This window comes from Bifidobacterium sp., from assembly GCF_022640935.1.
In the GTDB taxonomy this organism is placed as follows: domain Bacteria; phylum Actinomycetota; class Actinomycetes; order Actinomycetales; family Bifidobacteriaceae; genus Bifidobacterium.
The window spans coordinates 1-9,287 of the sequence record NZ_JALCCV010000052.1; the positions used below are offsets into that span (position 1 = coordinate 1).

Here is a 9,287-nt window from a genome sequence, read left to right on the forward strand (position 1 = left end):
CGCTACCTGGACATGTCCCGACTCCACGACACCATACAAGAAGCGAACTGAAAACCCACACAGGCGGGCAAGAACCAAAGTGCGCAAGAACCCGGGCACTACCGATACCGGCAGCGTCCTGGGCGCAGCTCAAAGAGGCGATTGTGCCTAAGCTGCGGCTCGACGCCTCGGCGAGACGCAGCTTTCTGCTGATCATGATCGTGCTGTTCAGCTATTCGCTCGGCGGCAACGCAGTCGAAACCTATTTCACTCTGTATGCCACGCACGATCTGCACATGCAGGCCGCGGCGGCCGGCGGCGCGCTGACCTTCTACGCGGGCGGGGCCATCCTCTTCGCCATCGTCGCAGGCGTGATCGGCGAGCATCTGGGACGACGCCCGACAATGAGCATCGGCCTGATCTGCGGCGTACTGGCTTTCATTCCCATGCCATGGATAGGCCGAGCCGGCCTGATAATACCGCTGGCATTGCTCTTCGGCATCGCCTGGACGCTGGTATTCGTCAACGCTCTGCCTTGGATCGCCGAGCTTGGAGGCACGGAGCGCAACGGCACCATGACCGCGTATTATTACCTCGCCACATCGGGCGGCGCGGCCATCAGCCCCACGCTCTATGGCCTAGTCCAGCAGTGGACCGGCGAATACCGGTGGATGTTCCTGTATGCTGCCGTGTTCTTCATCGCGGCATTGGCCTGCATGCCGTTCATCAAGCACGGCGAGGCGCCTCGGCAGCAGTGACTGATTTGAGTTGATGGTCGCGTTTTCGCCAGCGGCGTCCGCTCCTAGCACAGGATCGAGTGCATCGCCAACGCTGAGCCGTCGGTGAGATTAGCCACTTGGTCGATGGCCACGCGAAGGCGCTCGTCGTCATTGGTGGCTTCGTTCCAGTCCTGCAGGAACACGGCCTCGAGCGCGTCGCTGGGCTGCGGAGAATCAGCCATAAAGACATCAACCAGATCCGCGACGATGGACTGCTCCTGCTGATGCATGGGTTCGTGCTCGCGCGGCTCCATCACGAAGTAGACGGCGATGCCTTTGAGCATCACGATCTCATATGAAGTCTGTTCAGGAGTGACGACCGAGGCGCTGTACCGTGTCAGCGGGCCGCCGCCGTAGCGCTCGCGCGTGGCGGCCTCCACTGAACCGGCGAAACGGCCGATCAGCGCGCTCGTGATGTTTTTGAGCTGGGCCAAGGCCTGGCGCGAACCGTTGAAATGCGTGGGGAACAGCTGTTCGCCGCGCAGCCGTTGCAAGGCCTCAAGCAGCTTGTCGGCATCCCATTGCCCGCCATACCAGCTGCGTGTATCCTCAATGATCGCGTCTACGATGCGCGCGTCGGCCAGTGCCATCGGGTTGAACGCGCCGGTGGCGATCGCGTCCTCGACATCATGCACGCTATAGGCGATGTCATCGCTCAGATCCATGACCTGGCATTCCATCGGCCTCGTGGTTTCTGGAGCGCCTTGCTTGAGCCAGTTGAACACGTCGACATCATCGGGGTATACGCAATATTTGGCGCTGCGTTCGCCTTTGGGATGCTGCGCGGCCTCGGCCAGCGTCCATGGGTATTTCACGGCGGCATCCAGCGAAGCGCGGGTCAGGTTGACGCCTGCCGAGCGGCCGTCGGCATGGAATATCTTGGGCTCCAAACGGGTGAGCAGCCGCAGCGTCTGCGCGTTGCCTTCGAAGCCGCCGATGCCCGAGGCGATATCGGATAGCGCCTTCTCGCCGTTGTGCCCGAAAGGAGGATGTCCCAAGTCGTGGGCTAGGCAGGCGCAGTCCACCACATCGGGATCGCACCCCAGCATCATGCCGATTTGCCGGCCGATCTGTGCGACTTCGAGCGTATGGGTCAGGCGGGTCCGTGCGAAATCGTCCGTTCCGGCCACGAGAATCTGACTTTTCGCGCCGAGTCTGCGCAGCGCAGAGGAATGAATCAGGCGCGCGCGGTCACGTTCGAACGCGGTACGGGAGCGCGATTTCGGCGGCTCATCCGCCCAGCGCTCCTCATCGAAAGCGTCATAGCCCTCGTCGCCCAGCACCTGCTCGCCGTCTCGCGTCGTCTCCATAACCCCAGCATAGGACTATGCCCCGCGTTTGGGGAGTACGTGGGAATTTTGCCGAGAGACTCGCAGCGCGGTCCCACCTATGACTCATCCGACCTGTGCCGGGAAACCCCCTACAGCACGCTCGCGGGATCGAGCCTGGCGAGGTCGCCAGCGCCGAAGACCTCGTTCGCATGCGTGTACAGTCTCGGGATGCGGCTGCGCAGGCAGGTGAAGATCTCGTAGCTGATCGTGTCGGCGGCGCGCGCCCAGTCGTCGGCCGTCGGTTCGATGGATTGCTCGCCGCGTCCAGGACCGAACAGTTGAACCGTGTCGCCTTCGTGAATGCCGAGGCGAGCGGCCGAATCATGCAGGTCGAGGATGAATTGGTCCATGCACACGCGCCCCGAGACGCGCATGAGCTTGGGGCCTTCGGCGGTCATGACGCGCACTGGACCGCCGGGCTTGTCGGTATGTTTGGCGCCGCGCACGTCGAATCCGGAGGCCGAGCGGTGGACGCCATCCGCGTACCCCAGCGGCACGATGGCCGTGCTGGTGTCGTCATCGGTGATATACGTGCGTCCATAGGAAATGCCGTGCCCGGCCTCCACGTCTTTGACGGTGCCCAGCTGGGCCTGCAGTGTCATGGCCGGCGTCAAGGCATAGTCCTGCGGCCCGCCCATCGCCGGGTCGGCCTCGTAGCCGTACAGCCCGATGCCCGGGCGGGTCAGCTCGAAATGAATCTCGGGCCGGGTCAGCGTGGCGGCGGTGTTCGCCAGGTGCCGGATCTCCGGGGCTATGCCCGCTGCATCCATGCGGCGCTCGAAATCATGGAAATGCTCGATCTGTGCATCGGTGGAATTTACGAACTCGGGAACGTTCGGCGCATCGGCCACGGCGAGATGGCTCCACAATCCGACAATATGCAGCACGCCTTCCTTGGCCAGCGGGACGAGTTTGCGCAGAGCCGTATCGAAGCCCTGCTCAGTGAAGCCGTTGCGCCCGAAACCGGTGTCCACTTTGATATGCACGCGAGCGGAGCGGCCCAACTGCCGCGCCGCGCCGGCCAGGGCATCAATGCCGGCAAGCGAGCCGAGCGAGATGTCGATGTCATTGGCGATCAGTTCGTCTAACGGCACGGCCAAGCCGTTGTAAACCCATGTTAGAATATGGCAGCGCGCCGGCCCGATGCCCGCCTTGCGCAGGGCCAGCGCCTCATGCGATTGCGCTGTGCCGAGCCATGTGGCACCTCCTGCCAACGCCGCGAGCGCCGCGGGGATCAGTCCATGCCCGTAGGCATCGGCCTTGACCACTCCCATCACCGCCGTGCCGGATTTCGGTCCGCCCACCACATCGACCAGATGACGCATATTGTCGCGCAATGCAGCCAAGTCGACAATTGCCTGGCCGGGGTATCGCCGCAGCGCGGCCTCGTAATTCGATTCGCCTTGAGGAGAGGAGAAATGCGGCAGTCCGCATGCGTTCGCAGTCATGGCTTCATTGTGACTCGCATCGCAGACGAGCATGTTACGAACCAACGCGTTACGAGCCTCAGGCCGCTGAACCTTCGGCAGTCGCGAGGGACGCCGCATGCACACCCGTCGCCATTTCCGGGCCCGCTACCGATCGTGGCGCTGGTAGGCGATGCGTATCTTGTCATCCCCGCGGTTGGGCAGGGAGATCAGGCCGCACCGAGCGAAACCACTGCGCTCGAGAACGTGCTGCATGGCCTTGTTGTTGGGGTGGGTGTCGGCGCGCACATTGCCGTATTGCTTCGCCACCCATTCGATGCAGTCGTAGGCTACATGCGCAGCCAAACCCGAGGATGCAATGCGATGAATGGTCACATACGGGTCGTCATCGAGCCAGCTGCCATCGATCTCACAGTAGGTCGGATCCTCGCCTGGGCACAGGGCGAATTGGGCGAGGATGCGTTCTGTCGCCATTCCATTGGCCGTCTTGGCGCCGTCGACGTTCCCATCGTTTCCGCCGTCGGCTGCACTGCTAATGGCACTGTCGATCAGCAGCATGGTGCGGCCCTCAACGATATCGCGGCGTACCGTGCTTTCGAGCGGGAAGGTATTTCCCCACTGGGTCGGGTTGCCGTTGGCCGCCATCAGCGCACGAGCATGCGCGTAAATACGCTGGATTCGCTCGTAATCGCGCATAGCCGCATGGCGGAACCGACGGGGGAACGCATGAGTGCCCATAACACCACCTTGAAGACGAACACATGTAAGGAAAGAATCGGCCGCTAGGCTATCACACCTCCATCCCAGCGTCTTGCCCACAGTGCTGTGCGATTCACAAGCGACTCAGGCGGCTCGTCTCAGACCACCTTGCGCACGAAGGCGTCGGAGCTGATGCCCTTGGCCAGAATATCCTTCGCCCATTCCTTGGCAGTGAACAAGCTGTGGTCGCGGTAGTTGCCGCAGCTTTCGATCGTGGTGGCTGGCACATCGTCCCATGTGGCCTTGAACGCGATGAATTCCAAGGATTCTTTGAGCGCCTTCGCCACTTCCACAGTGGAGTGCTCACCCCAAGTCAGCAGGTGGAACCCGGTGCGGCAGCCGAAGGGCGAGCAGTCAATATAGCCTGCGATTCGTTCGCGCAGCAGCACAGCGAGCGTGTGCTCGATAGTATGCAGGCCGCCGGTAGGGATTGCGCTCTCGTTGGGCTGCACGAGTCGCAGATCATAGTTGGAGATCACGTCGCCGTTCGGGCCGGTCTCGGTCTCGATGAAGCGCACGTATGGCGCCTTCACCTTGGTGTGGTCGAGCTGAAAACTCTCCGGCTGGGGCTTGGCTTCTTGCTTCTGTGTTGCCCGGGTTGCGGTATCCGTTGACATGATTCCTCCGTTCGTATGCGGTTCGTATGTGTTGCGGCGTTCGATTCCCCGGCAATTGGCCGCGCGGGGAGTCCGCCGTTATTCGCCACTAAGAGCATCCTACGCCGTGCAAGGTTTCCGCCGACGTCAGTTTGCGCTGAGCAAGGACAGCAAAACCTATGACCCGTCAGACATGCCACAGGCGCCAGCTGCATGAGAGCCCGCACATGGTCAGCCTATGCGCAGCAGCGCGGCATTGCGCATGGTCAGATGGCGCGAAACGCCGGCGAACATGAACGGCACGGCCATGTCCCCGGCTCCGAAGCATGCACATGCCCTCGGCATCGAGGGTTTGCCGGTCACCGGCAGCGAGCATGCTAGCGCGAGCGCAGCCATTTCCATAAGCCCAAGCCGTCGGGCAGCAGTGCTGCTCCCGGGCAGAGGACGCCTTCCGGCCCTTCGGCGCATGCAAGGGACGTAAAGGAGCCGAAGCGTTCGACCACATGCCGGCAGGCGGGAACATGAAATCCCTCACGGTGTCTGGCATCGGCCGGAATGCCGCTACCCACGTCGGCAGTCCGACGATCAGCGCACCCGGTGCCCAGCCGCCCTCGAAGTCTGCATTGTCCAGATTCGAAAACACAAAACCAAGCATCGGCCACCGGAACGCCGGTTGCAGCGCCATGAGTCTCTTCACTTGCCTCTCCCCAGGCTCACGCCGCCAGTGCGGAAACCGGAGATGTCTCATTGAAAAAGGAACCCCCCCTAGCGTTATGCCATCAGATCGGATGTTGCCATATTGCAAAGCTTCCCATTGCTTGCCGTGATCGGCTTGCCCTCTTCAGCCGCAAGACATTGTCAGCCGTATTCGTCGCGCCGAGCTATGGCTGTGTCTTGCCGAAGTTGCTGAACAGCAGAAACCACAGGGCAGTCAAAACCACAGGGAGGTCGGCCTCACGGCGCAATTAATGTCACGCAATCGATGTCACGCAATCAATATCACGCAATTAATGTCACGCAATTAATGTCACAGCGCAGCCAGCTGCGGAGCCGTTGGCATTGTGGTGCAGTTGACATCATTGTGCGTCCATAGGCATGCCCGTCGTGCCAACGTCCCCCCCGGTAACTTTGGCCCCGATGCTGTTTGCGCTACGCTTCAAACGAGCGGATGGCTTCCATGAAGCGCTTGCCGTAGAGGTTGAGCTTGTTCTCCCCCACGCCGTTGACAGCCAAGAACTGCGCGTTGGTCACCGGGCGGATGCGGGTCATATCGCGCAGGGTCTTGTCGGAGAAGACGATGTAGGGCGGCTTGCCGATTTCGCGCGCGATGTCGCGGCGCAGAGAGCGCAGCCGTTCGAACAGCGGCTCGTCGACTTCGGTGTCCATGCCGGCATCCGAACCTTGAGCCAGACCGGATTGCGCGGGTCTCCCCGGCCGGCCAAATCCTGCGCCAGCCGCAGCGGACCGCTCGACACACTTGATTTCATAGTGAAAATCGCCGCTGGCCGTCGCCGCCGCTCTCGGGCCGAAATGCACGATGGGCAGCCGCCCGTCGGACACGGTCAGGAAGCCGTCGGTGGTCATCTGGTTGAGCACGTCGCGCACGCGGGCCTGCGGCACCTGTTCGAGCGCGCCGTAGCTCGGGCAGGAGTCGAGGTGACGGGCGAGGAGATCCTGGGTTTTCGAGCCGCGCAGCACGGCTACGATCTTGCCCGTCCCAAAGCTTTGCCTCAAGTCGTGCACGCATCTGCTGATCGAGCGCGCGATGTCGGTGACATCGATGGTGGCGAAAGTGCTCAGGCAGTTGGCGCAGTTGCCGCAACCGCTGGGCTTGACTGGCGTTTGGCAAGCACTCGCGTCGGGTTCTTTCGCCGGGTCTGAATCCTTGCGCCCAGGCTCTGTCACGGTAGAACCATCGGGAGCGGTACAGGGGGCATTATTGATCGCATCCGCAGCCTGCAGTCCGGTCTTCCCGGCTGAAACGCCCGTGCCGCCAGCAGCGCCAGCGGCAGGGTCGGCGAAATACCGCGTCATATAGGCGTGCAGGCATTCGGTCGTGCGACAGTAGCCGATCATTGCGTCGAGCAGCCGGCGTTTGCTCAGTCGCACGACCTCGCGCTCATCTTTGTTCATGCGGTCGTTGAGCGAATCCATGTCGAGCAGGCGGCGGCGGGTGACGATGTCGCCGTCGTTCCATAGCAGCGTGCAGCGGCTCGGTTCGCCGTCGCGTCCGGCGCGGCCCGCCTCCTGGTAGTAGGCCTCGATGCTTTCGGGCATGTTGTGGTGGACGACGTAGCGCACATTGGATTTATCGATGCCCATGCCGAACGCATTCGTGGCCACGACGACCAGCGCACTATCGGTCACGAAGGCGCGCTGGGCGTCATTGCGGTTCTGCGCCGACATGCCGCCGTGGTAGGCGACCGCCGGCACGCCGCGTTCGGCCAGCACCGACGCGAGCGCCTCGGTCTCCTTGCGCGTGGCGCAGTAGACGATGCCGGACTCGTCGGCATGGTCGATGACGTAGTTCGCGATCCAGACGTTTTTGGCGTTTGTCGGCATGCGCAGAATATCGAAGAACAGATTCGGCCGGTCGAATCCGGTCACTGTCACCTGCGGGTGCCGCAAGTTGAGCAGCGCGACGATATCGCGCCGCACGCGCTGCGTGGCGGTCGCGGTGAACGCAGCCACGGTCGGGCGCACAGGCAAGGCGTCAATGAAGTCGCCAATGCCCAGATACGACGAGCGGAAATCCTGGCCCCATTGCGACACACAATGCGCCTCATCTACAGTAATCAACGAAATAGGCACCCGTGCGGCGAAGGAACGCATCCGCTCGGTTTCCAAGCGTTCCGGAGCCACGTAGAGCAGCTTCACGTCGCCGCGCGCCGCTTGGGCGAGCACCATGCCCTGCTCGTCCATGCCCTGCGTGGTGTTGACATACGCCGCCGGAATGCCAAGGTCATTCAAAGCGTCGACCTGATCGCGCATCAGGGAAATCAGCGGCGAGATGACGATGGTCAGGCCCGGCAGCAGCGTGGCCGGAATCTGGTAGCAGATCGACTTGCCCGCGCCGGTAGGCATGACGCCCAGCACATCGCGCCCGGCGAGAATCGCATCGACAAGCCCAGCCTGCCCGGTGCGGAACGAGTCGTAGCCGAAATACCGGTGCAGCGCGCCGATCGCGGCCTGCTGCGATTCAGCGTAATACGGCCCAGCCTCGCGCAATCCAGCTCGGGGCGATTCGGCATGCTGCGGTTCAGCTACAAGCGGCCCAGTTGGATACGACTCAGTTGGATACGACTCAGTTGGATGCGACTCAGTTGGATGCGACGGCGTCATGCCTTCGAGTCTATAGCCGCGTGCTTATTTTGCCACGAGTAACCGCCGCACAACGTATAAACGCCTGTAATTAAACATGTAAAAACACATGCATAAGTAGGGGAACCGTCATGAGCAACGTTGCCGTACCAGTTGATACCATGGTGCCGGTCAGCCGGTTCGGTCGCGGCACCGCGACCGAAGAATTCGCGAAAGTGGCCGATGACCGGCCTGCCGTGCTGAAAAACAGTCAGCCGGCATACTCCATCCTCAACGCGCATGGCTGCGTCCGGCTACGCGAAGCGGAGGAAGAATACCGCAGGCTTACTAACGAAGAGGCGCGGCACGACGTCAGCAATAATGAATAGCCTTCACTTTCGGCAACGTTCACGACTTGATGGATCATTTCGATGCCCTCTCAATTAGGGCACGCTGCAGGCACGCCGGCACTCGTGCGCAATCCGAAATCGGCGAAGAAGAGGCACCTCGACACACGTCTTATGACCGAGCCGATTCACGCCATTCTCCATCACGATGCGGATACGCTGAGACAGTATTCGGACCACGCATTGACTGGCGGCTGGGGAGGGCCCCGCGAACTGCACATCCAAGCCGACTGGCTGCTCGCATACTTCGCGCAAGGCGAAACCACTCACACTCGTGCTGACACGTACCGACGCCCACGGCAATCGTTACTCAGCGAAGCTTTCCAGGCAGATCATCGCATCATACAAGACTTCGCCTGGGAAATCATTCGGAACAGTCTGATTCCGATCGAATAAATAGGCTTTTCGCTGTTTGGTGTGGGTGGGCTGGTCGGGTGGAGGTGGCTGGTCGGGTAGTTTGGGGGTATGGATACCACGTTGTTGTTCACCGCCGCCTTGCAGTTGCCTGATCCCTGGAGGGTTTCGGGTGTGGAGTTGCGTGACGGGGAGGGCGGCAGACGCGAATTGCGCATCACGATCGGATTCGAGCCCGGCTCGCGTTTTTCTTGCCCGCATGCGGGGTGCGGGCGGGAGGCGTGCCCGATGCATGATGTCAGGGACCGGGTGTGGCGGCGCTTGAACTTCTTCCGGTGCAAGGCGTTCATCCACG

General features: G+C 61.9%; 9 protein-coding genes and 1 pseudogene. 4 read left to right on the forward strand and 6 right to left on the reverse strand.

All coding sequences use genetic code 11. The features are described 5' to 3' along the window. The first annotated feature begins 143 nt into the window (after positions 1 to 143). Positions 144 to 737 (forward strand): MFS transporter, encoded by a 594-nt coding sequence (locus LKG04_RS08660; protein ID WP_291762621.1) that lies wholly within the window; start codon positions 144 to 146, stop codon positions 735 to 737. 44 nt (positions 738 to 781) lie between these two features. Here the strand turns inward: LKG04_RS08660 and LKG04_RS08665 are convergent, their stop codons facing one another. The 6 genes from LKG04_RS08665 to LKG04_RS08690 all read right to left on the reverse strand — a co-directional run bounded on the left by LKG04_RS08665 (position 782) and on the right by LKG04_RS08690 (position 8,099). Next, entirely contained in the window at positions 782 to 2,068 is a 1,287-nt protein-coding gene (locus LKG04_RS08665; protein WP_291762618.1) for a deoxyguanosinetriphosphate triphosphohydrolase, read from the reverse strand. A 110-nt stretch (positions 2,069 to 2,178) separates the two neighbouring features. Next, complete coding sequence (alr, locus tag LKG04_RS08670) at positions 2,179 to 3,537, reverse strand: alanine racemase (RefSeq protein ID WP_291762616.1); 1,359 nt, start codon at positions 3,535 to 3,537, stop codon at positions 2,179 to 2,181. Positions 3,538 to 3,663: 126 nt separating this feature from the next. Beyond that, positions 3,664 to 4,254: an N-acetyltransferase gene (locus LKG04_RS08675; RefSeq protein WP_291762613.1), complete on the reverse strand. Its 591-nt coding sequence runs from the start codon at positions 4,252 to 4,254 to the stop codon at positions 3,664 to 3,666. A 119-nt stretch (positions 4,255 to 4,373) separates the two neighbouring features. Then, positions 4,374 to 4,892, reverse strand: coding sequence for an S-ribosylhomocysteine lyase (locus LKG04_RS08680; protein WP_291762610.1), 519 nt, complete (start codon positions 4,890 to 4,892; stop codon positions 4,374 to 4,376). A gap of 210 nt (positions 4,893 to 5,102) precedes the next feature. Next, a complete protein-coding gene (locus LKG04_RS08685) occupies positions 5,103 to 5,267 on the reverse strand; it encodes a hypothetical protein (protein ID WP_291762608.1) in 165 nt (54 codons plus the stop codon). Between the two features lie 753 nt (positions 5,268 to 6,020). Next, entirely contained in the window at positions 6,021 to 8,099 is a 2,079-nt protein-coding gene (locus LKG04_RS08690; protein ID WP_291763814.1) for a RecQ family ATP-dependent DNA helicase, read from the reverse strand. Positions 8,100 to 8,323: 224 nt separating this feature from the next. On the opposite strand from LKG04_RS08690, the gene LKG04_RS08695 reads away from it, so the two are divergent. From LKG04_RS08695 to LKG04_RS08700, 3 genes and pseudogenes are all read left to right on the forward strand, one after another. Beyond that, entirely contained in the window at positions 8,324 to 8,560 is a 237-nt protein-coding gene (locus LKG04_RS08695) for a prevent-host-death family protein (RefSeq protein ID WP_291762603.1), read from the forward strand. A 42-nt stretch (positions 8,561 to 8,602) separates the two neighbouring features. Further along, positions 8,603 to 8,974: a type II toxin-antitoxin system mRNA interferase toxin, RelE/StbE family gene (locus LKG04_RS08820; protein WP_363301148.1), complete on the forward strand. Its 372-nt coding sequence runs from the start codon at positions 8,603 to 8,605 to the stop codon at positions 8,972 to 8,974. Positions 8,975 to 9,043: 69 nt separating this feature from the next. After that, a pseudogene (locus tag LKG04_RS08700) lies at positions 9,044 to 9,287 on the forward strand (ISL3-like element ISBlo6 family transposase); the annotation flags it as partial.